Below are 20,509 nucleotides of genomic sequence, written 5' to 3'. Positions count from 1 at the left end.
GCGCCTTCGCTTTACAATCAACGCCCGCACGTTAGGTGGGCGGACATATCGTTTTGAGGAAAATGTCTATGCGTGCCGAGGGGCAGGCCTATATCGACCGTATCGAAGCTGCGCTGGCGCTGGTGCGCCAATCGCTCGACTGGGAGCGCGCATTGCGCCGTCTCGATGAACTCGACGCACGCGTCCAGGACCCGACGCTGTGGGACGATCCCAAGCAGGCGCAGGCGATCACGCAGGAGCAGAAGCGTCTCGAGACCGCAATCAACACCGTGCGCGAAATCGAGAGCGAGATGAAGGACGCCATCGAATTCGTCGGCATGGGGGAAGATGAAGGCGATGATGAGATCATTCGCGAAGGCCTCACCAGCCTGGAAATACTTGCCGATCGCGCCGATCGCGACAAGGTCCAGGCGCTGCTTTCGGGCGAGGCCGACGGCAATGATACCTATCTCGAAATTCATGCCGGCGCTGGCGGAACGGAAAGCCAGGATTGGGCCGAAATGCTGTTCCGCATGTATGCTCGCTGGGGCGAGCGGCGCGGTTTCAAGGTTGAGACGGTCGAGCATCAGTCGGGCGATCAGGCGGGCATCAAGAGCGCGACGCTGCTGCTCAAGGGCGAGAACGCTTATGGCTATGCAAAGACCGAGAGCGGCGTTCACCGTCTCGTGCGCATCAGTCCCTATGACAGTTCGGCGCGCCGCCACACCAGCTTCAGCTCGGTCTGGGTCTATCCCGTCATCGACGACGACATCGACATCGAGATCAATCCATCGGATTTGAAGATTGATACCTATCGTGCGTCGGGCGCAGGGGGACAGCACGTCAACACCACCGATTCCGCCGTTCGCATCACCCACCAGCCGACCGGCATTGTGGTGGCGAGTCAGAACGACCGCAGTCAGCATAAGAATAAAGCCACGGCGATGAACATGCTCAAGGCGCGGCTCTTCGAACGCGAGATGGCGGAGCGTGAGGCGGTAGCGTCCGGAGAATATCAGGAAAAAAGCGACATAGGGTGGGGACACCAGATCCGCAGCTATGTCCTGCAGCCTTACCAGATGGTCAAGGATTTGCGCACCGGCGTGACGTCGCCGACTCCGGACGATGTTCTCGACGGTGCACTGGATCCCTTTATTTCTGCCGCCCTCGCTCAACGCGTGACCGGCGAAACGGTCGAGGTCGAGGACGCCGACTGATGCGGTTTACGCCGTTAGCCCTGACGGTGGTCCTGCTTGGTGCATGCTCGGGTGCGAACGATACTGGGTCGGTTTTTCCTGCGCCCGACAGGCCAGTTTCCCAAGCCGGATCCAATCAGTTCTCGACAGAGACCCAGCGCGACAGCAGGGGTGAAGCGCAAACGGTAATGGAGCTTGCGGAAATCCGGCCCGGAATGACAGTGGCGGATATTGGTGCCGGAAATGGTTACTATACTGTGCGTCTGGCCGAGCGGGTAGGCCCTGAAGGCCGTGTTCTTGCACAGGATATCGACCAGAAGGCGCTTGGCCGACTTGCCCGGCGTGTGGAGCGTTACCGTCTGGATAATGTCTCGATCAGGAGGGGCGAATTTGCCGACCCCAAGCTGCCGGACAACAGTTTTGATCGTATCTTCATGGTTCATATGTACCATGAGATCGAGCAGCCCTACGAGTTCCTGTGGCGGATGTGGCCTGCCTTGCGCGCGGGTGGGCAGGTAATCGTAGTCGACATAGACCGCCCCACCGACGCTCACGGGATCGACCCACTGCTCCTGTCGTGTGAATTCAGCCGCGTCGGTTTTGAATTGGTGGCGTTCAGGGATGCTCCCGAATTGGCGGGGTACTATGCACAGTTCAAGGCAACGGCTAACAGGCCCGAGCCAGGAGAGATCAAGCCCTGCCGCAGCGAAAGCATGGCGCAGGGCTGAGGCCGCATCGCGGTCGAATGCTGAAAGAGAGAAATTGCATGAGTTTCAAGGGTCTGACCCCGATTGTTTACGGTGGACGTGAAGTCTGGCCGCTAATCGAAGGTGGGAAAGGTGTTTCGGCCACGAATCATCTCAGTTCGGGCGCCTGGGCTGCGGCCGGTGGCATCGGCACCGTCAGCGCGGTGAATGCCGACACCTATGATGAGGACGGAAACCCCGTCCCGCAGGTGTATCCGCAGGCAACCCGCGTCGAACGCTTCGAGCAGCTCGTCCGCTACGGGATCGACGGCGCCACCGAGCAGGTGAAGCGTGCCTATGAAATTGCCGATGGCAAGGGCGCGATCAATATCAACGTGCTGTGGGAAATGGGCGGTGCCCAGCGGGTCATGGAGGGCGTGCTGAAAAATTGTCCCGGCATGGTCACCGGTGTGACTTGCGGCGCCGGCATGCCGTATAAGCTTGCCGAAATCGCCGCCCACCACAAGGTGTATTATCTGCCGATCGTCAGCTCTGCTCGCGCTTTCCGCGCGCTGTGGAAGCGGAGCTATTCGAAGGTTCCAGAATGGCTGGCAGCAGTGGTCTACGAAGATCCCTGGCTTGCCGGCGGACACAATGGCCTGTCCAATGCCGAAGATCCGACCAAGCCGGAAGACCCATACCCGCGTGTAAAGGCATTGCGCGAAACCATGCGCAAGGAAGGCGTTTCGGAGGATGTCGCCATCGTGATGGCGGGCGGCGTCTGGTTCCTGCGCGAATGGAACGACTGGATCGACAATCCCGAACTCGGCAAGATTGCCTTTCAGTTCGGTACGCGCCCACTGCTTACGCATGAAAGCCCGATCCCGCAGGTGTGGAAGGACATGCTGCGCACGGTGGAGCCGGGTGATGTCCTGTTGCACAAGTTCAGCCCGACCGGCTTTTATTCAAGTGCGGTGAAAACGCCGTTCCTCTATGATCTGATGCATCGCAGTGAGCGCCAGATACCGATCTTCAAGCGTGACGAGGAAGAGGGCACCATCCCGCTGATGGACCATGGCAAAGCGAAATACTTCTTCGTTCACCCGGGAGACCAGAGGAAAGCCCAGGCATGGATGCACGAGGGTTTTACCGAGGCACTCAAGACTCCGGACGATACGGTAGTTTTCGTCACTCCGGAAAGCGCGGAACAAATCCGCGCGGATCAGCAGGCGTGCATGGGCTGTCTTTCGCACTGCCAGTTCTCTAGCTGGAAGGATCACGACAACCACACCACGGGACGTCTGGCCGACCCCCGCAGCTTCTGTATTCAGAAGACGCTGCAGGATATCGCGCATGGCGGTGACCCGGACGAGAATCTCGCTTTCGCTGGACACGCAGCCTACCGATTCAAGCAGGATCCCTTCTATTCGAACAATTTTACGCCAACGGTGGCGCAATTGGTCGAGCGGATACTGACGGGAGATTGATTTGAAGGGGAGGGGCGCCAAGGAAGACATTCGGGCGCCCTCTCTTTCGGAATGGCTTGCCGAGCCGCTGGCAATTCCGAAACTGATGTTGGCACCTTATCGGCGGCCGGTTTTGACAAGTAGAAAAGGGGCCGGTCGCGCTGTGCTCGTTTTGCCTGGAATGGCGTCTGGGGACCGCTCGACGGGGCTTCTCAGGCATTCTCTCGCTGAAGCAGATTACCGTCCTGTCACTGGTGATCTCGGTCGCAATCTAACTGTTTCTCCTGAAAAATTCGCAGCACTCGAAAGCCGTCTTTGCGACATAGCCATGGGTTCGGACCGCAAGCCAGTCCTCATAGGCTGGAGTCTCGGCGGTTTCTACGCCCGCGTTCTTGCTCAGCGTCATCCTGACAAGGTGGCTATGGTGGCCACCATGGGAACTCCATTCTCGGGAAGCCGCAGGGCTAACAACGCGTGGCGATTGTACGAGTTTCTGGCCGACCACTCCGTAGATGATCCGCCATTGCCCGATGATCCAGCCCGCAAGCCTCCCGTTTACACAATCGCGTTCTGGTCGGCGATTGATGGGATTGTCGCTCCCGCCAGTGCGCGGGGCAGAGAGACTGAACGTGACGAGGCGATCGAGCTTTCGGTCCGTCACTTCGAGATGGGCTGTTCCCGCACTGCCGTCCGCACAGTCATCGAAACCGTCAATTCCCGGCTCGAAAGACTGGAACAGTGAGCGGGGCATTTACATATATTACGAGTTCCTAATCACTCATTTACCATTGTTCGCTTAGAAGCTCCGGTGACTGAAGTTCAGCGGAGCCGATCAAGTGAATGAAACTCTGAAATTTCGATCCGCATGGGACGCGGTCTGCCGCTCGCAAGCGGTCGCCGAGTTTACGCCTGGCGGCCATGTGCTGTGGGCGAACGATCTATTCTGTTACGCGATGGACTATGATCTCGACGACATTGTCGACCGGCACCATTCAATGTTTTGCGAAACTGCCCTACGCAACTCGGAAGACTATAGGCTGTTCTGGGAGAAACTTGGCAAGGGCAATTACGACGAAGGTACCTACAGGAGAGTTCGGCGGGATGGATCTGCGATCTATCTCCGCGCCACGTACAATCCGGTGTTCGACGAGAATGGGCAGTGTGATCGCATCCTGAAGATCGCAGCGGATGTGACCAGCGAATTCGAGGAAGCCGCCGATACCGCTGGAAAAACCCAGGCTTTTGATCGATCCTATGCGGTCATCGAATTCGGGCTCGACGGCACCATCCTGTCCGCAAACACGAATTTTCTGGAGCTGATGGGCTATCGCCTGGAGGATGTGGTGGGCAAGCACCATCGGATTTTCTGCGAACACGGTCATGCTGCGAGTGCAGAATATGCGCGATTCTGGGAGCAATTGGGTCAAGGTCGCTTCGATGCCGGTCTTTACTGCCGTAAACGACGTGATGGCAGTAATGTCTGGCTGCAAGCGACCTATAATCCGGTGATGAACGCGGACGGCAAGCCCGTCAAAGTCGTTAAGTTGGCAACGGATGTAACCTATCAGATCGGCCTAGAGCGGGAAGCCAAGGATGCGCTGGAAGACAGCCGGACGCTGGAAGCCCGCATCGGTCAGCAGAATCAGCGCCTTGAAGAGACGATGAGAGAGGTCGCAAATATCGTGTCGACAATTGACGCGATCGCAAACCAAACGACCATGCTGGCCTTGAATGCGACCATCGAGGCTGCGCATGCAGGCGAAAATGGACGCGGTTTTGCGGTGGTCGCAAGCGAAGTGAAGAAGCTTGCGCAGGACACCCGGGACGCGACAACGCAAGCCGCGCGCATGATCAAGGGAAGTGGGCGGAAGGAATTGGCGGCCTAGCGCCAGAGCTGCATCGACCGGATCGCATCGGGCATCTTAGTGTCCGTGTCGGGCCGCGATATTGTTCGTTCGACAATCCGCCATTTGCGCCGAACTTTGCTCTTCTGCCACAGATCCATCAGCCAGGTTTCACCGGACCATTCGTCGGAGCCCATGGTGGCATCCAGTGTCATCCGGGTGGCGAAAACCGCAACCGATCCGTGGCGCCGTACGTAGACTTCATCGAACCGGTACCCATTGCAGCGGAAGCGTGTTGTCGCGGCTTCGAGCCAGCTCGCACGGTCGAGTATCGCTGGACTTTTGGAACCCAGCAGAAAGATGAAATCGCGCGCGGCGAGCGATTTCATCTGGTTGCGGTCACGCTGTACCCAGCTGCGCATCCATTGATGTTCGAGTGCTTCGATGCGGGTTGCGAATTCATCCATGATGCCAGCCGCTTACAGTATAGCTCGAGATCGGCAAGGCTTCAGGCGAGGCCGCTAAGCACCTGATCCGATGGCCGGTGACCGTCGGCCCACATGCGGATGTTGGCGATGACTTTCATTCCCGAATCCTCCCGCCCTTCGCGTGTGGCACTGCCAATGTGAGGAAGCGTCATGACATTGGGATGCCGAATCAAGCGCTCGTCTACATTCGGTTCATCGGGATAAACGTCGAGCCCCGCACCTGCCAGTTTCCCGCTTTCAAGGGCGGCGATCAGTGCTTCCTGATCGACCAGATCTCCACGAGCCGTATTGATTAGGCTGGCCTCCTCTTTCATCAATCCGATACGCCGGGCATCGATCATATGGTGATTGTCCGGCCCCGCAGGACAATGAAGGGTGAGGATATCTGCCAGGGCAACAAGTTCGTCCAGATTGCCAATGTATGTCGCGCCAAACATGCGTTCCACAGCTTCCGGCAATCGCTTCCGATTGTGGTAAACGATCTGGAGTCCGAACGCGCGGGCACGATGCGCGACAGCTTGGCCGATCCGGCCCATACCGACAATGCCGAGAGTTTTGCCACCAAGCTTGCGCCCCAAGAGAGCGGTAGGGGCCCACCCGCTCCACTCTCCACTGCGGACCAGTTCGACGCCTTCGCGAACGCGGCGGGGAACTCCGATGATCCCTGCCATCGTAAGATCGGCGGTATCGTCGGTGAAAACACCAGGCGTGTTGGTCACCATGATTTTCTGTGCGGCCGCGGCCTTGAGGTCGATATGTTCAGTCCCGGCCCCGAAATTCGCAATAAGGCCAAGATCTTCTCCGGCCTCGGCCAACATGTCTCCGTCGATCCGATCGGTAACCGTTGGGACGAGGACATCGCACTGCTGCATTGCCTCGACCAATTGTTCGCGGGTCAAAGGCATGTCGCTCGCATTCGTTCGTGCGTCGAATAGCGCGCTCATGCGATCTTCCACGGCAGGGCCAAGCCGCCTCGTCACGATAACGCGGGGTTTGCGAGCAAGACGCTTTTCGGGGGCGGAGCCGGGCAAATCTGACGTGTTCATACCAATGCCACCGCTACGCTCTTGGCGGCGGACGGGTCAAGCAGCGCTTGTGGCCAAAGATGTCCGAGGGTAAGGCAAGCTTATCATGATCAGCAAATTAACCTTTGTTTTGGCAGCTTTTGTGTTGGTAGTTACGCCGGCCCAGGCGCAGGATCGTGAGGTTCCTTACTGGGCTACGCTGCGAGCCAGCGAAATCAATTTACGGGTTGGGCCGAGTGCCGATTATCGGATCGAGTGGGTCTACCGCAGACCCGGTCTGCCCGTTAAAGTCATCCGCGTCATGGATGGTTGGCGCCTGATCGAAGATCCCGATGGGACGAGAGGCTGGGTCGCTTCACGGCTGCTGAGCCCTGATCTCGGCGTGATCGTAATCGGTAAGGGTAACGCGACCATTCACGAGGACGCCGACGCTTCATCCAAGATCAAGTGGCGTTTGGAACCGGGAGTGGTTGGCGCTCTGAAGGACTGCGCAAGCGGTTGGTGCGAAATAACGATCGGCAACAGAAGGGGGTGGGTACGGGCAAACCGTCTTTGGGGTGATGGTGAGCCGTAGGGGCAACGACAAAAACGGAAAGGGGCGGTTATCAAACCGCCCCCCTGCTTTTGCTCATAACAGGCGTGAAATTCAGCTGAGCGGGGCCATGTTTCCCGTGCCGGAATTTTCGATCCGGCGGATTGTCGCGGTTTCCGCGCCGTCGCCACTTGTCGCCTCGAAGGTTCCGTCTGCTCCCGGGGTACCACCGGTCCAGCATTCCTCCGGCTCTGCGCCCTGCGGATCATAACAAAGCTGGCTTCCCTCTTGACGCCAGGTCCCGCGCTCGAGCTCCGTGCCCTGAAGATCGGTATCGACATAGGTGCCATCGGCATTGACCTGTTGGCGGACAACTGTGCCATCCTCCATCGTCATTTCATATGTCCCAGCCATCTGGCTGGCTGACGCTGTGTCGGTTGTCCCTACCTCGGTTGCATTCGTCGGTGCCTCGACAGTTTGCTCGGCCTCGTTCGATCCGCACGCGGCCAAGAACCCGCAAGCAGCGACTACAAGAAATCTCTTCATGATATCTTCCCTTCTGCCCGCACCAACGCTGTCGGTGCGGGGAGGGTCCCGACTACGTCAGAAGAGTTCCACCGCTACTGCCGTCGCTTCACCACCGCCGATACAAAGGCTTGCCACGCCGCGCTTTTTGCCCTGTCGCTTGAGAGCGTTCAGGAGGGTGACGATAATCCGCGTACCGCTTGCTCCGATCGGATGACCCAAAGCCGTGCCGCCGCCATTGACGTTGATCTTGTCGTGAGAGATTCCAATGTCGCGCATGGCGAACATGGCGACGCAGGCGAAAGCTTCGTTGACTTCCCACAGATCCACCTCGTCGGCCGACCATCCTGCTTCGGCAAGGACCTTCTCGATAGCGCCGATCGGAGCGACGGTGAACTCTGACGGTTCCTGGGCGTGTGCAGCCATGGCAATGATCTTAGCTACAGGCTCCTGCCCGTTTTCTTTGGCCACGCTTTCACGGCTCAGGACCACGGCAGCAGCACCGTCCGAGATCGATGAGGATGTGGCTGCTGTTATCGTTCCGTCTTTCGCAAAGGCGGGGCGAAGCTGAGGTATCTTGTCAGGATTGCCGCGGCTTGGCGCTTCGTCCGTATCGACCGTCGTTTCGCCTTTGCGAGATGTGTAACTTACCGCAGCTATTTCATCGGCAAAAGCACCGCTCTCGATTGCTGCATTGGCCCGGCGCAGAGATTCGATCGAATAATCGTCCATCTGCTCACGAGTGAGTTGATACTCGTCCGCGGTATCCTGTGCGAATGTACCCATCGCACGGCCTTCTTCGTAGGCATCTTCCAAGCCATCGAGGAACATGTGATCATAGGCAGTGTCATGCCCGATGCGCGCGCCGCTGCGATGTTTCTTCAAGAGATATGGCGCATTTGTCATGCTTTCCATTCCCCCTGCGACCACGTAATCGATCGCCCCGCTGGCCAGCGCTTCAGCTCCCATGATGACGGTTTGCATACCGCTACCGCACACCTTGTTTACAGTCGTTGCCTGAACCGATTTCGGCAATCCTGCCTTGATTGAAGCCTGGCGCGCCGGTGCCTGGCCGAGGCCGGCGGGAAGCACGCATCCCATATAGGTGCGATCGAATTGATCGGCCGGGACGCCAGACCGTTCGACCGCAGCCTTGACCGCCGTTGCGCCAAGCTCAGTGGCGGATACCTCGGCGAGGGCGCCCTGCATGCTCCCCATCGGGGTCCGAGCGTAAGAAAGGATGACGACTGGGTCGGATGCGCTGAACTGGGGCATGCTTGTGCTGGTCCTTTTAGTCTGGAATATCTCTCAGGGCAGATAGGATGTGCGTCGCTAGGGCGCAACACGAAGCGGGAGTGATCTATATGGCTGGTGACCAACGAACTGCGATGGAAGATATGCTGCGCAAGCAGCGCGCGGTGGCGACGCGGTCTCGTCCCGAGGACCTGTCAGCCCGCAAGGACCGGCTTGGCCGGGCAATCAAACTGCTGAAAGATCACGCCGACGACTTTGGCAAGGTGATGAGCGCGGACTTCGGAAATCGATCCCCGAAGCAATCGATGATCACAGACATTACCAGCACGGTGAATTTTGGAAAATACTGCCTCAAGCATATCGATAAATGGACGAGACCGGAAAAGCGCAGCGTTCAATTTCCTCTCGGTTTGCTGGGCGCAAAAGCGGAGGTGCGGTACGAGCCCAAGGGGGTGGTCGGAATTCTCAGCCCGTGGAATTTTCCCGTCAATCTGACCTTCGGACCATTGATGCAGGTTTTTGCAGCCGGCAATCGGGCGATGATCAAGCCGAGCGAGTTTACACCCAAAACCAGTTTGATGATGAAAGAGTTGGTGGAGGAATATTTCTCCCCTGACGAATGCTCTGTCTTCACCGGCGGCGCCGACGTGGCGGCCGCATTCTCCGAACTGCCGTTCGATCACCTGGTCTTTACCGGATCGACTGCAACCGGGCGCAAGGTGATGGAATCGGCGGCGAAGAACCTCGTGCCGCTAACGCTGGAACTTGGTGGTAAGAGCCCGGTACTGCTCGGCGAAAGTGCCGATTTCTCCACGGCAGGAGAGCGCATCGCACTAGGGAAAATGATGAACGCGGGACAGATATGCCTGGCCCCGGACTATCTGTACGTTCCGGAAAGCCGCCAGGACGAGGCAATTCACGGTATCTGGCAGGCGACCGCCACCATGTATCCCAGCCTTCTCGAAAACGAAGATTATGCCAGCCTTGTCTCCGATCGGCATTTCGATCGCTTGCAGGAAATGGTTGCGGATGCGCGCGACAAGGGCGCCGAGATTATCGAGGTAAACCCTGCCAACGAGGATTTTTCCTCAAGCAATGCGCGCAAGATGCCGCTCACGATCCTGAAAGGCGTGACCGAAGACATGAAGGCCATGAAGGAGGAAATTTTCGGGCCAGTGCTTCCAGTGAAGACATATGCCCACATCGACGAGGCGATAGATTATGTGAATGAGCACGACCGTCCGCTCGGGCTCTATTATTTCGGCAAAGACAGCACAGAGCGGGAGCAGGTGCTCACCCGAACGATCAGCGGGGGCGTGACTGTGAACGATGTCGTTTTCCACGTTTCAATGGATGATTTGCCATTCGGCGGCATCGGCCCGAGCGGTATGGGGAGCTATCACGGCGTGGAGGGCTTCCGCGAATTCAGTCACGCCCGCAGCATCTACACTCAGCCAAAGATCGATGTGGCAAAATTGGGCGGATTGAAGCCGCCCTACGGTTCCGCCACCGATTAGAGGCTAATTAAAGCGTAAAGTAAGGCAGTTTCTGCGCGGCGCGGGAAAGCGCGCCGCGCGTTTGTCTTCGGCTCTCATTCATCGCGGTCTGCAAGAGCAAATTCCGCGAAGCTGACCATGATCGCTTCCCAGTAGGCCAGATTATCCATGAACAGCGCTTCGGACATTCCGCCTGCTTCTAGGTCGATGTCCATCTCGATCGCAGGGTCGCCTTCATGGTCGAGGTATATTCTTCCGAAACGGTTCGCGGCGGCATAGCTATTCATCTCTTCCAATGTCGGGCTCTTTTCCGGGTCGAATGCCGTGTAGAACTGTACCGACTTGCAATCTGTGCCGTCATCTTCGCAGCTGAAAGGCAGTATAACGAATGTGTAGCCTGCCATGCCCGTCTTGATGGAGCGGTCGGTGCCCTCACCCTCTAGCTTCGCCTGATACCCGTGATCGTGAAGGACTTCGGCAATCTGATCGAGGTCGGCCGTAACGTTCTTCGCCAAGGTTGGGGTGGCGATAAACAGCGATGCGGCAACCACGGAGAAGGATAGGCATTGTTTCAACATTCATTGATGTCCTCTAGCTTCGGATTTCGCGCCTCATCGTGCTGAGGTATTAACACCGGTTCAACATCGCTTGTGAAAATCGCAGGAAACACATCGGGGCAAGCCCTTGCGCCATCGGGGCGAGGGGCCTAGAGGCTGGCCCGAAACCTATTCCCAGACGGAATCATACGTGGTCGATCTCGAACAATATCTTCCGATCCTCATTTTCCTGTTCATCGCAGCAGGGCTTTCTGCCCTGTTCGTGTTCCTGCCCATGGGTGTGTCGCGCCTTACAGGCGCGCATCAGCCGAATGCAGAAAAATACAGCGAGTACGAATGCGGCTTTCCTGCATTCGAAGATCCGCGCAGCCAGTTCGACGTTCGCTTCTATCTGGTGGCGATCCTGTTTATCATCTTCGATCTCGAAGCGGCGTTTCTGTTCCCTTGGGCTGTTAGCCTAGACCTGACCGGATGGCCGGGCTGGATCACCATGATGGTGTTCCTCGGCGAATTGATCGTCGGCTTCGCCTATGCCTGGAAAGTCGGCGCGCTGGAGTGGGAGTAACCGCATGAGCCAGCAAATGACATCTTCACCTCATGGCCGTGACCCACTGGTCCAGCCAACTGCTCAGGCAGGCGAAGTTCGCCAGCCTGATGCGGATTATTTCAACGCCATGCAGGCAGAGGTCAATGACAAAGGATTCCTTGTCACTTCGACCGAGGACTTGTTTCAGTGGGCGCGAACCGGTTCTCTCTGGTGGATGACGTTTGGCCTCGCTTGCTGTGCGGTCGAGATGATCCACGTTAATATGCCGCGTTACGATATGGAGCGCTTCGGCGTCGCTCCGCGCGCCTCTCCGCGTCAGAGCGACGTGATGATTGTTGCTGGCACACTCTGTAACAAAATGGCCCCTGCGCTCCGGAAGGTTTATGACCAGATGTCGGAGCCCAAATACGTGATTTCGATGGGCAGCTGCGCCAACGGCGGTGGCTATTACCACTACAGCTATTCAGTGGTGCGCGGATGTGATCGCATCGTACCGGTCGATATCTATGTTCCCGGCTGTCCGCCGACAGCCGAAGCTCTGCTTTATGGTGTCATGCAGCTGCAGCGGAAGATCCGCCGCATCGGCACGATCGAGCGTTGAGGGTTAGAGTTATGGCAACACTCCACTCTGCACCGCGCTTCACCCTTATCGAAGGGCTGAAGGCGACACTGTCCCAAGCGCTTGGCGACCACCTTGTCGAGGCGCATGAAGAGCACGGCGAATTGCTTCTGCGCGTGAAGCGGGAGAGCATTGCCGACGCGCTCAAATTGCTACGTGACGATCATGGCTACCAGCAGATGATGGAGATCGCCGGGGCTGACTATCCGTCACGTTCCGAGCGTTTCGAAGTCGTCTATATGCTTTTGAGCCTGACGAAGAACAATCGCATTATGGTGAAGTGCACCGCCAGCGAAGATACGCCGGTGCCGACTGTCACGGGTCTCTGGCCGAATGCTGGCTGGCTCGAGCGCGAAGTGTTCGACATGTATGGCGTGCTGTTCGATGGAAACACCGATCTGCGCCGCATCCTGACCGATTACGGCTTTGAGGGGCATCCCTTCCGCAAGGACTTCCCGCTTACTGGTTATGTCGAGTTGCGGTATTCGGAAGATGAAAAACGGGTTGTCTACGAACCGGTGGAGCTTGCCCAGGATCTTCGTCAATTCGATTTCATGAGCCCGTGGGAGGGCGCGGATTACGTGCTTCCTGGTGACGAAAAAGCAGATAAGCCCCCGGTCGATGAGCCGAAGACCACTGAGAAACCGTCGGAGACCGGTGCGGGCAAAAAAGCCGACGACAAGGCTGCCGACAAGGTGAGTGCCGGGGCTCCGGCTGAAGAGGATGGCGGCAGCGACGCTCCGCCACCCAAGCCAACTGAAGATCAGCCGGACCGTAAAGCCCGCAAGGGGAAGGCTACGGACACGGCAAAGGCCACGCAGCCTAAAAAGGCTCCCGCAGCTAAGAAGAAGGCGGCGCCTGCAAAGCGTTCCACTGCGAAGAAAAAGAAGGGCGAATGATGCGTTTTTTCCTTCTTCCTTTGACGGCGCTTGCGCTCTCGGCATGTTCATCGGAGCCTGCCGGGCAGCAGGAAAGCGCGGATGATTTTGCGGGTCGTATCGGCCAGCAGGATGGCGGTTCGGCTGCCGTGGATCCTGCTGTACGGGCTGAGCAGCCGAATACCGTAGAGGCCTCTGTTCCTCAGGGCACTGATGTCACCCAGCTTGAACAGCTCGCCGACATCGGCGGGGTCGATTTTGGTCCCCGCGATGGAGGTTGCACCTTCATGGACGGAAATCGCGAAATCCTCATCGCTTCGGGTCTCAACGAGCCGACTTTGCCGGGTAAAGCGGTGGTCCGCGTTGGCGGTCGCCTCGTGATGCTGGACGGACAGCCTGGCGGATTGGCTGCCATCAGAAACGGTACGAGCTTCTCGGGTGAGGGTGTAGCCGTTCAGGTGGCTCCGGCAGAAGGTAGCGCTCAGGCGCGCCCGGCAAACCTTTCGGTCGCGTCGACCGATGGTAAGACTGCAACATATTCCGGCAATTGGATCTGCGCATGAGTAGTGCAATGCACATCGAGGAATCGCCGACCACTGGCGATGAAACGATCACCAATTACACGATCAACTTCGGTCCACAGCATCCCGCGGCGCACGGCGTGCTGCGTATGGTTATGGAGCTCGATGGTGAAATCATCGAACGCATCGATCCGCATGTCGGCCTGCTGCACCGCGGCACAGAGAAGCTGATCGAACACAAGACCTACTTGCAGGCGCTGCCCTATTTCGACCGGCTCGATTACTGCAGCCCCTTGGCGCAGGAATACAGCTACATTCTCGCGATCGAGAAGCTGCTCAACGTCGAGGTGCCAGAGCGCGCGCAGTATATCCGCGTACTGTTCGCCGAGCTTACCCGCATCTGCAACCACATGCTCAACATCGGTGCGCACGTCATGGACGTGGGCGCGATGACGCCGAACCTTTGGGTGTTCGAACTGCGCGAAGACTGCATGAATTTCTTTGAGCGAATGAGCGGTGCGCGCATGCACCACGCCTACCTGCGCCCGGGCGGTGTCCACCAGGACGTGCCCGAGAAGCTGTTGGTCGATATTGGCGAATGGATCGACACGCGCCTGCCGGAACTGTTCGGGGATGCGATGAGCCTCGTGCTCGACAACCGTATCTTCAAGCAGCGCAACGTCGATATCGCCGTCGTCAGCAAGGACGATGCCGTTGCTTGGGGCTTCTCCGGCCCGATGATCCGCGCGGCCGGTATCCCGTGGGACCTGCGCAAATCGCAGCCTTATGACGTTTACGACCGGATGGAGTTCGACATTCCCGTCGGCACCAATTCGGACTGCTACGACCGTTTCGTGGTGCGTGTGAAGGAAGTTTACGAAAGCGCCAAGATCATCAAGCAGTGCCTGGCGCAAATGCCGACCGGCCCCATCGCAAGCACCGACCGGAAAGTAAGCCCTCCCAAGCGTGCCGAGATGAAGCAGTCGATGGAAGCGCTGATACACCACTTCAAGCTCTACACCGAGGGCTTCCATGTGCCCGCCGGCGAAGTGTATGTCGCCACGGAAAGCCCTAAGGGCGAATTCGGGGTGTATCTCGTCAGCGACGGTTCGAACAAACCCTATCGCTGCAAGATCCGCCCGACCGCCTTCAGCCACCTGCAAGCAATGGATTTCATGTCGAGAGGCCACATGCTGCCTGATGCCACCGCCATCCTCGGCGCGATCGACGTCGTGTTCGGGGAGTGTGATCGCTAATGGCTGACCGTTCCCCCGCACCCGATACCCCCGAACTGCGCGAGCGTTGGGGCGCTTTCGAGTTTACCGAGAGCTACCGCGCCAAAGCGGACAGGGCGATTGCGCGCTATCCTGAGGGGCGTCAGCGCTCTGCCGTGATGCCGCTGCTCGATCTTGCCCAGCGGCAGGTCGGCGAGGAAACCGATACGCAAGGGTGGTTGCCGCTGCCTGTGATCGAATATGTCGCCGACTATCTCGACATGCCGGTCATCCGCGTGCTCGAAGTTGCCAGCTTCTATTTCATGTACAACATGAAACCGGTGGGTAAGTATCACGTGCAGGTCTGCGGCACGACTCCCTGCATGCTTCGGGGATCGGACGGTCTCATCGAAACGTGCAAGAAGCGCGGCATGAGCAAGGGCCATGTCTCGGAAGACGGCCTCTGGACCCTCACCGAAGTAGAATGCATGGGCAATTGCGCCACCGCACCGATGGTCCAGATCAACGACGACAATTACGAAGATTTGACGCCCGAGCGCCTCGACGAAATCTTGGACGAACTGGCCGCGGGCAAGCAGCCCAAAACCGGTACTCAGATTGAGGGCAAGCACACGAGCGAGCCGGAAGGCGGCCCGACCACGCTGAGGGAAATGGTGGACGCGAATCACGACTATCGGGGAGAATGGAAATGAGCGCTGACTGGCTCACCATCATACTCGCCATCGTGGGCGTGGTCATCGCGTGGAAAGTGCTCAAGGGCGTCGTCAAGACCGTAGCACTCGTGGCAATCCTGATTGTCGCAGCTATCGTAGTGTTCGGGGGAGGCTTCTGATGCTTGCCGATAAGGATCGCATCTTCACCAACCTGTACGGCTTCCAGGATTGGGGGCTAAAAGCGGCGCAGCACCGCGGTGATTGGGACGACACCAAGTCGCTCATCGCCCGCGGTCATGACAATATCATCGAGGAAATGAAGGCATCGGGCCTTCGCGGTCGTGGCGGAGCCGGCTTTCCTACCGGCCTCAAGTGGTCTTTCATGCCTAAGGAGAGCAAGGACGGACGTCCCAGCTTTCTTGTCATCAATGCGGACGAGTCCGAACCTGGTTCCTGCAAGGATCGCGAGATTATCCGCCACGATCCGCACAAGCTAATCGAAGGCGCACTGGTTGCCGGCTATGCCATGCGGGCGAGGGCGGCCTACATCTACATCCGCGGCGAATATATCCGCGAGGCCGAGACGCTTCAGGCCGCGATCGACGAAGCCTATGACGCAGGACTGATCGGCAAGAACGCGTCGAAGTCGGGCTATGATTTCGACGTCTTCCTGCACCGCGGCGCGGGCGCCTACATTTGCGGCGAAGAAACCGCGATGATCGAGAGCCTCGAAGGCAAGAAGGGCCAGCCACGCCTCAAGCCGCCGTTCCCGGCAGGTGCGGGACTTTATGGTTGCCCGACCACGGTCAACAATGTGGAATCGATCGCTGTCGTCCCGACCATTCTGCGCCGTGGGGCGAGCTGGTTCAGCAACTTCGGGCGCGAGAACAACAAGGGCACCAAGCTCTTCCAGATCTCGGGCCATGTCAACAAGCCCTGCGTGGTCGAAGAAGCGCTCAGCATTCCGTTCAGTGAACTGATCGAGAAGCATTGCGGCGGCATTCGCGGCGGCAAGGATAACCTACTCGCCGTGATCCCGGGCGGTTCTTCAGTCCCGCTGGTTCCGGCAGAGCAGATCTGGGATGCGCCGATGGATTTCGACGGGCTTAAGGAGCTTGGTTCGGGATTGGGAACCGCAGGCGTCATCGTAATGGACAAGTCGACCGATATCGTCCGTGCAATCAGCCGTATCAGCTATTTCTACAAGCATGAGAGCTGCGGCCAGTGCACGCCGTGCCGCGAGGGCACGGGCTGGATGTGGCGCATGATGGAGCGCCTGCGGACCGGCGATGCCGCGGTCGATGAAATCGACATGTTGCAACAGGTGACCAAGCAGGTGGAAGGCCACACCATCTGCGCGCTGGGCGATGCCGCTGCATGGCCGATCCAGGGTCTCATCCGCCACTTCCGCCCCGAGCTCGAACGCCGGATCGAAGAACACAATGCCAAGTTTGCAGAGGCAGCTGAATAATGCCTAAGGTCACCGTCGACGGACAGGAAATCGAGGTTCCGGAGGGCGCCACCGTCCTTCAGGCTTGCGAGCTTGCGGGTAAAGAAATTCCGCGTTTCTGCTATCATGAGCGGCTCTCGATCGCTGGTAATTGCCGGATGTGCCTGGTCGAAGTGAAACCCGGACCGCCGAAGCCGCAAGCAAGTTGCGCGCTTCCTGCCACAGATGGTCAGGAAATCCGTACGGACAGCCAGATGGTCAAGACTGCGCGCGAAGGGGTGATGGAGTTTCTTCTCATTAACCACCCGCTCGATTGTCCGATTTGTGACCAGGGCGGTGAATGCGATCTGCAGGACCAATCGGTTGCTTACGGTCGCGGCGCGACGCGTTACGAAGAGAATAAGCGCGCTGTCACCGAAAAATATATGGGCCCGCTGATCAAGACGGTCATGACCCGCTGTATCCACTGCACCCGCTGTGTGCGCTTCAGCGAGGAGATTGCCGGGGTTGACGAAATCGGCGCGGTGGGCCGCGGCGAGGACATGCAGATCACAACCTATCTGGAGCAGGCCGCCGAACACGAGCTATCCGCCAATGTGATCGATCTGTGCCCGGTCGGCGCGCTCACTTCGCGCCCGTATGCCTTCGAGGCCCGGCCGTGGGAACTCAAAAAGACACTCAGCATCGATGTATCCGACGCGGTTGGCGCGAACATCCGCCTCGACAGCAGGGGGCGTGAAGTCATGCGAGCGCTCCCACGCGTCAATGACGCGGTCAATGAGGAATGGCTGTCGGACAAAGGGCGTTATATGGTCGACGGCCTCTCCAAGCGCCGCCTCGACAAGGTTTTCATGCGCAAGAAAGACGGCCTGAAGCCTGTTAGCTGGGACGAGGCTTTCAAGGCGATCGCTAAGGCGAAGCCTGGCAAGGACATCGCTGCGATCGCTGGCGATTTGGTCGATTGCGAAACCATGTTCGCAGCCAAGGCGCTGCTCAAGGCTTGTGGTTCAAGCCTGATCGAGGGTCGGCAGACCGGCATGGATTATGACGTGTCGAACCTTGCTGCGGTAAATTTCAATTCGACCTTCGAAGGTCTGGAGCAAGCCAAGGCGATCCTCATCGTGGGCAGCCACATCCGCTGGGAAGCGCCGCTCGTGAACGTGCGTATCCGCAAGGCGGTGAAGCGTGGCGCGAAGGTGTTCGTTGTCGGCCCGCATTGGGACACGACGTATCCGGCTGAATTTCTCGGGACCGACCTTGCGGTCCTCAACGATCTTCCCGGACATATTGCCGATGCGTTCAAGGGCGCCGAGCGCAGCGCCGTTATCGTCGGCGGCGGCGCGCTGAAGGGCGCACACGGGAAGGCTCTCGCATTGGCGAGCGAGTGGGGCGCGGACTTCAATGTCCTACATTTCTCCGCTGCACGCATGGGCGGGCTTATGCTCGGCTTTGCGCAGAAGGGCGGGATGAACGACATTGTCGTCGCCAAGCCCAAAGTGTTGATTAGTCTCGGCGCGGACGAGATGAATTTCGAACCGTTTGCGGACTCGCTCAAGGTGTACATCGGCCACCACGGCGACAAGGGTGCGCATGCTGCCGACATCATTCTGCCGGCCGCCAGCTTCGCCGAGAAAGACGGGACCTACGTCAACACCGAAGGGCGCGTACAGTTCGCTGAGAAAGCTGTCTTCGCTCCCGGGGATGCGCGTGAAGACTGGACAATTTTGCGAGCACTCGCTGACGCACTGGGCGTTTCCGTCGGCTTCGACACCTTTGCACAACTTCAGTCGGCCATGATTGCTGAGGTGCCTGCATTGGGCGAAGAAGGCCTCGCCGATTATGGCGCACTGCCCAAAGCCGATGCCAAGACGAAGGCTCAAGGCACGATGGGCGCTTATCCGATCAAGGACTTCTACCTTACCAATCCGATCGCGCGCGCAAGTGCAGTGATGCAGCATTGCTCGAGTGAACTGCTCCACGGCGGCGAGCTGGCGGAGGCCGCGGAATGACCGAATTTTTCCAATCACTTGGCATGTCGTATGAATGGGCATGGGGTGTCGCGACGATCGCCGGTATCCTGCTGATTGCTTTGCCACTCATGCTGTCGGTGGCGATGATCATTTATGCGGACCGCAAAATCTGGGCCGCGATTAACCTGCGGCGCGGGCCCAATGTGGTCGGACCCTTCGGCCTTCTGCAGAGCTTTGCCGACGGTCTGAAGGTCATGCTTCAGGAAACGATCATACCGAGCGCAGCCAACAAAGGGATTTTCATCCTCGCCCCGATCGTGACGTTCACGGTGGCGCTTGCGGCTTGGGCGGTAGTTCCGTTCAGCGCCACTGCCGTGCTGGCAAATATCAACGTGGGCCTGTTGTACATTCTGGCGATCAGCTCACTGTCGGTTTACGGCATCGTGATGGCGGGCTGGGCGTCGAACTCCAAGTATCCGTTCTTTTCCGCCATGCGCGCAGCCGCACAAATGATCAGCTATGAAGTCTCGATTGGCTTCATTCTCGTTTGCGTGATCCTCTATGCTGGCACCTTCAATCTGAACGAGATCGTTCTGGCGCAAAAAGGCCACGGTTTTGGGATCGTGAACGGGTACTTCTTCAATCTGCTCCTGTTTCCGATGTGGGTGATGTTCTTCATCTCCAGCCTGGCGGAGACCCAGCGCGTTCCATTCGACCTGACGGAGGCCGAGAGCGAGCTCGTCGCGGGATACCAGACAGAATACAGTTCGATGAGCTTCGCACTATTCTGGCTTGGTGAATACGCCAACATCCTGCTTATGTGCGTGCTCAACGCTCTGCTGTTCTTTGGTGGATGGCTCCCTCCGATCGACTGGGCTCCGCTTTATTACGTGCCGGGTATCATCTGGTTGTTGCTGAAGGCATTTTTCTTCTTCTTCATGTTCAGCTGGGTCATGGCGACCGTCCCACGCTATCGTTACGATCAGCTGATGCGACTGGGCTGGAAGGTATTCCTGCCGATCAGCCTGCTGTTCGTCGTTCTCATTTCCGGTTGGCTGATGGCCACCGGCCACTACGGAGCCGCCGCATGAGCGTCGCGCAACTCGTAAAATCTTTCACTCTCTGGGAGTTCGTGAAGGCGCATGCTCTCACCTTGAAGTATTTCTTCAAGCCCAAGGTGACGATCAACTATCCGTTCGAGAAAAATCCGCTGTCCCCGCGCTTCCGCGGCGAGCACGCGCTGCGCCGTTATCCCAACGGGGAGGAACGGTGCATCGCTTGCAAGCTATGTGAAGCTGTGTGCCCGGCTCAGGCAATTACGATCGAGAGCGAACCACGCGAAGATGGCAGCCGCCGGACTACCCGTTACGACATCGACATGACCAAATGCATCTACTGCGGCTTCTGTCAGGAAGCCTGCCCAGTCGATGCTATCGTCGAGGGACCGAATTTCGAATATGCTACCGAAACCCGTGAGGAATTGCTTTACGACAAGGCAAAGCTCCTCGCAAATGGTGACAAGTGGGAGCGCGCCATAGCCGCGAACCTTGAAGCCGACGCACCCTACCGCTAACCGCGCCGCAAACGA

General features: G+C 58.3%; 23 protein-coding genes. 18 read left to right on the top strand and 5 right to left on the bottom strand.

Annotated features, from left to right (window positions below):
• The first annotated feature begins 68 nt into the window (after positions 1 to 68).
• From prfB to K3175_RS14320, 5 genes are all read left to right on the top strand, one after another.
• Entirely contained in the window at positions 69 to 1,196 is a 1,128-nt protein-coding gene (gene prfB, locus K3175_RS01810) for a peptide chain release factor 2 (protein WP_221541664.1), read from the top strand.
• On the top strand, positions 1,196 to 1,903 hold the full coding sequence (locus K3175_RS01805; protein ID WP_221541663.1) for a class I SAM-dependent methyltransferase: 708 nt from the start codon (positions 1,196 to 1,198) through the stop codon (positions 1,901 to 1,903). Before prfB ends, K3175_RS01805 begins: the two co-directional genes overlap by 1 nt.
• Positions 1,904 to 1,941: 38 nt before the next feature.
• Positions 1,942 to 3,348 (top strand): NAD(P)H-dependent flavin oxidoreductase, encoded by a 1,407-nt coding sequence (locus tag K3175_RS01800; RefSeq protein ID WP_221541662.1) that lies wholly within the window; start codon positions 1,942 to 1,944, stop codon positions 3,346 to 3,348.
• Positions 3,349 to 3,655: 307 nt separating this feature from the next.
• Positions 3,656 to 4,069, top strand: a complete 414-nt coding sequence (locus K3175_RS01795; protein WP_247710615.1) for an alpha/beta fold hydrolase — start codon at positions 3,656 to 3,658, stop codon at positions 4,067 to 4,069.
• Positions 4,070 to 4,163: 94 nt separating this feature from the next.
• Positions 4,164 to 5,213 carry a methyl-accepting chemotaxis protein gene (locus K3175_RS14320; RefSeq protein ID WP_221541661.1) on the top strand — a complete coding sequence of 350 codons (1,050 nt, stop codon included), beginning with the start codon at positions 4,164 to 4,166 and terminating at the stop codon, positions 5,211 to 5,213.
• Here the strand turns inward: K3175_RS14320 and K3175_RS01785 are convergent.
• Both K3175_RS01785 and K3175_RS01780 read right to left on the bottom strand, forming a co-directional pair.
• A complete protein-coding gene (locus K3175_RS01785) occupies positions 5,210 to 5,638 on the bottom strand; it encodes a nuclear transport factor 2 family protein (protein ID WP_221541660.1) in 429 nt (142 codons plus the stop codon). The genes K3175_RS14320 and K3175_RS01785 overlap by 4 nt on opposite strands.
• Before the next feature lie 41 nt (positions 5,639 to 5,679).
• Complete coding sequence (locus tag K3175_RS01780) at positions 5,680 to 6,705, bottom strand: 2-hydroxyacid dehydrogenase (RefSeq protein WP_221541659.1); 1,026 nt, start codon at positions 6,703 to 6,705, stop codon at positions 5,680 to 5,682.
• 85 nt (positions 6,706 to 6,790) lie between these two features.
• Here K3175_RS01780 and K3175_RS01775 point away from each other — a divergent pair, with 85 nt between their 5' ends.
• Complete coding sequence (locus K3175_RS01775; protein ID WP_221541658.1) at positions 6,791 to 7,258, top strand: SH3 domain-containing protein; 468 nt, start codon at positions 6,791 to 6,793, stop codon at positions 7,256 to 7,258.
• A gap of 72 nt (positions 7,259 to 7,330) precedes the next feature.
• On the opposite strand, the gene K3175_RS01770 is transcribed toward K3175_RS01775, so the two are convergent.
• Together K3175_RS01770 and K3175_RS01765 are read right to left on the bottom strand one after the other, a co-directional pair.
• Positions 7,331 to 7,762, bottom strand: a complete 432-nt coding sequence (locus K3175_RS01770) for a hypothetical protein (protein WP_221541657.1) — start codon at positions 7,760 to 7,762, stop codon at positions 7,331 to 7,333.
• Between the two features lie 57 nt (positions 7,763 to 7,819).
• Positions 7,820 to 9,016 (bottom strand): thiolase family protein, encoded by a 1,197-nt coding sequence (locus K3175_RS01765; RefSeq protein WP_221541656.1) that lies wholly within the window; start codon positions 9,014 to 9,016, stop codon positions 7,820 to 7,822.
• Positions 9,017 to 9,105: 89 nt separating this feature from the next.
• On the opposite strand from K3175_RS01765, the gene K3175_RS01760 reads away from it, so the two are divergent.
• Positions 9,106 to 10,512 carry a coniferyl aldehyde dehydrogenase gene (locus K3175_RS01760; RefSeq protein WP_221541655.1) on the top strand — a complete coding sequence of 469 codons (1,407 nt, stop codon included), beginning with the start codon at positions 9,106 to 9,108 and terminating at the stop codon, positions 10,510 to 10,512.
• A 74-nt stretch (positions 10,513 to 10,586) separates the two neighbouring features.
• Here the strand turns inward: K3175_RS01760 and K3175_RS01755 are convergent, their stop codons facing one another.
• On the bottom strand, positions 10,587 to 11,069 hold the full coding sequence (locus K3175_RS01755; protein ID WP_221541654.1) for a YbjN domain-containing protein: 483 nt from the start codon (positions 11,067 to 11,069) through the stop codon (positions 10,587 to 10,589).
• Positions 11,070 to 11,238: 169 nt separating this feature from the next.
• On the opposite strand from K3175_RS01755, the gene ndhC reads away from it, so the two are divergent.
• From ndhC to nuoI, 11 genes are read left to right on the top strand one after another with little or no spacing between them, the layout of a single operon-like run.
• Positions 11,239 to 11,613 (top strand): NADH-quinone oxidoreductase subunit A, encoded by a 375-nt coding sequence (gene ndhC / locus K3175_RS01750; protein ID WP_221541653.1) that lies wholly within the window; start codon positions 11,239 to 11,241, stop codon positions 11,611 to 11,613.
• A 16-nt stretch (positions 11,614 to 11,629) separates the two neighbouring features.
• Positions 11,630 to 12,196, top strand: coding sequence for a NuoB/complex I 20 kDa subunit family protein (locus K3175_RS01745; protein WP_221542314.1), 567 nt, complete (start codon positions 11,630 to 11,632; stop codon positions 12,194 to 12,196).
• Between the two features lie 11 nt (positions 12,197 to 12,207).
• The gene (locus K3175_RS01740) at positions 12,208 to 13,113 is read left to right on the top strand and encodes an NADH-quinone oxidoreductase subunit C (RefSeq protein ID WP_221541652.1); all 906 of its coding nucleotides are present in this window, start codon (positions 12,208 to 12,210) and stop codon (positions 13,111 to 13,113) included.
• Positions 13,110 to 13,655: a hypothetical protein gene (locus K3175_RS01735; protein ID WP_221541651.1), complete on the top strand. Its 546-nt coding sequence runs from the start codon at positions 13,110 to 13,112 to the stop codon at positions 13,653 to 13,655. The genes K3175_RS01740 and K3175_RS01735 overlap by 4 nt, the downstream gene beginning before the upstream one ends.
• Positions 13,652 to 14,869, top strand: a complete 1,218-nt coding sequence (locus tag K3175_RS01730) for an NADH-quinone oxidoreductase subunit D (RefSeq protein ID WP_221541650.1) — start codon at positions 13,652 to 13,654, stop codon at positions 14,867 to 14,869. Before K3175_RS01735 ends, K3175_RS01730 begins: the two co-directional genes overlap by 4 nt.
• Positions 14,869 to 15,540 carry an NADH-quinone oxidoreductase subunit NuoE gene (gene nuoE, locus K3175_RS01725; RefSeq protein ID WP_221541649.1) on the top strand — a complete coding sequence of 224 codons (672 nt, stop codon included), beginning with the start codon at positions 14,869 to 14,871 and terminating at the stop codon, positions 15,538 to 15,540. The genes K3175_RS01730 and nuoE overlap by 1 nt, the downstream gene beginning before the upstream one ends.
• Entirely contained in the window at positions 15,537 to 15,680 is a 144-nt protein-coding gene (locus tag K3175_RS01720) for a hypothetical protein (RefSeq protein WP_221541648.1), read from the top strand. Before nuoE ends, K3175_RS01720 begins: the two co-directional genes overlap by 4 nt.
• Positions 15,680 to 16,972, top strand: a complete 1,293-nt coding sequence (nuoF, locus tag K3175_RS01715) for an NADH-quinone oxidoreductase subunit NuoF (RefSeq protein WP_221541647.1) — start codon at positions 15,680 to 15,682, stop codon at positions 16,970 to 16,972. Before K3175_RS01720 ends, nuoF begins: the two co-directional genes overlap by 1 nt.
• Positions 16,972 to 18,960 (top strand): NADH-quinone oxidoreductase subunit NuoG, encoded by a 1,989-nt coding sequence (gene nuoG, locus K3175_RS01710; protein WP_221541646.1) that lies wholly within the window; start codon positions 16,972 to 16,974, stop codon positions 18,958 to 18,960. Before nuoF ends, nuoG begins: the two co-directional genes overlap by 1 nt.
• The gene (gene nuoH / locus K3175_RS01705) at positions 18,957 to 20,012 is read left to right on the top strand and encodes an NADH-quinone oxidoreductase subunit NuoH (RefSeq protein WP_221541645.1); all 1,056 of its coding nucleotides are present in this window, start codon (positions 18,957 to 18,959) and stop codon (positions 20,010 to 20,012) included. Before nuoG ends, nuoH begins: the two co-directional genes overlap by 4 nt.
• Positions 20,009 to 20,494, top strand: coding sequence for an NADH-quinone oxidoreductase subunit NuoI (gene nuoI, locus K3175_RS01700; protein WP_221541644.1), 486 nt, complete (start codon positions 20,009 to 20,011; stop codon positions 20,492 to 20,494). The genes nuoH and nuoI overlap by 4 nt, the downstream gene beginning before the upstream one ends.
• Positions 20,495 to 20,509 lie beyond the last annotated feature (15 nt).

The sequence above is a fragment of the Qipengyuania aestuarii genome, assembly GCF_019711535.1.
GTDB lineage: Bacteria > Pseudomonadota > Alphaproteobacteria > Sphingomonadales > Sphingomonadaceae > Qipengyuania > Qipengyuania aestuarii.
This window is presented reverse-complemented; position numbering and strand designations above follow the sequence as displayed.

Coding starts and splice junctions, on each gene's coding strand:
- prfB (WP_221541664.1), top strand. CDS start 69: ATGCGTGCCGAGGGGCAGGCCTATATCGACCGTATCGAAGCTGCGCTG.
- K3175_RS01805 (WP_221541663.1), top strand. CDS start 1,196: ATGCGGTTTACGCCGTTAGCCCTGACGGTGGTCCTGCTTGGTGCATGC.
- K3175_RS01800 (WP_221541662.1), top strand. CDS start 1,942: ATGAGTTTCAAGGGTCTGACCCCGATTGTTTACGGTGGACGTGAAGTC.
- K3175_RS01795 (WP_247710615.1), top strand. CDS start 3,656: ATGGGTTCGGACCGCAAGCCAGTCCTCATAGGCTGGAGTCTCGGCGGT.
- K3175_RS01785 (WP_221541660.1), bottom strand. CDS start 5,638: ATGGATGAATTCGCAACCCGCATCGAAGCACTCGAACATCAATGGATG.
- K3175_RS01780 (WP_221541659.1), bottom strand. CDS start 6,705: ATGAACACGTCAGATTTGCCCGGCTCCGCCCCCGAAAAGCGTCTTGCT.
- K3175_RS01775 (WP_221541658.1), top strand. CDS start 6,791: ATGATCAGCAAATTAACCTTTGTTTTGGCAGCTTTTGTGTTGGTAGTT.
- K3175_RS01770 (WP_221541657.1), bottom strand. CDS start 7,762: ATGAAGAGATTTCTTGTAGTCGCTGCTTGCGGGTTCTTGGCCGCGTGC.
- K3175_RS01765 (WP_221541656.1), bottom strand. CDS start 9,016: ATGCCCCAGTTCAGCGCATCCGACCCAGTCGTCATCCTTTCTTACGCT.
- K3175_RS01760 (WP_221541655.1), top strand. CDS start 9,106: ATGGCTGGTGACCAACGAACTGCGATGGAAGATATGCTGCGCAAGCAG.
- K3175_RS01755 (WP_221541654.1), bottom strand. CDS start 11,069: ATGTTGAAACAATGCCTATCCTTCTCCGTGGTTGCCGCATCGCTGTTT.
- K3175_RS01745 (WP_221542314.1), top strand. CDS start 11,630: ATGACATCTTCACCTCATGGCCGTGACCCACTGGTCCAGCCAACTGCT.
- K3175_RS01740 (WP_221541652.1), top strand. CDS start 12,208: ATGGCAACACTCCACTCTGCACCGCGCTTCACCCTTATCGAAGGGCTG.
- K3175_RS01735 (WP_221541651.1), top strand. CDS start 13,110: ATGATGCGTTTTTTCCTTCTTCCTTTGACGGCGCTTGCGCTCTCGGCA.
- K3175_RS01730 (WP_221541650.1), top strand. CDS start 13,652: ATGAGTAGTGCAATGCACATCGAGGAATCGCCGACCACTGGCGATGAA.
- nuoE (WP_221541649.1), top strand. CDS start 14,869: ATGGCTGACCGTTCCCCCGCACCCGATACCCCCGAACTGCGCGAGCGT.
- K3175_RS01720 (WP_221541648.1), top strand. CDS start 15,537: ATGAGCGCTGACTGGCTCACCATCATACTCGCCATCGTGGGCGTGGTC.
- nuoF (WP_221541647.1), top strand. CDS start 15,680: ATGCTTGCCGATAAGGATCGCATCTTCACCAACCTGTACGGCTTCCAG.
- nuoG (WP_221541646.1), top strand. CDS start 16,972: ATGCCTAAGGTCACCGTCGACGGACAGGAAATCGAGGTTCCGGAGGGC.
- nuoH (WP_221541645.1), top strand. CDS start 18,957: ATGACCGAATTTTTCCAATCACTTGGCATGTCGTATGAATGGGCATGG.
- nuoI (WP_221541644.1), top strand. CDS start 20,009: ATGAGCGTCGCGCAACTCGTAAAATCTTTCACTCTCTGGGAGTTCGTG.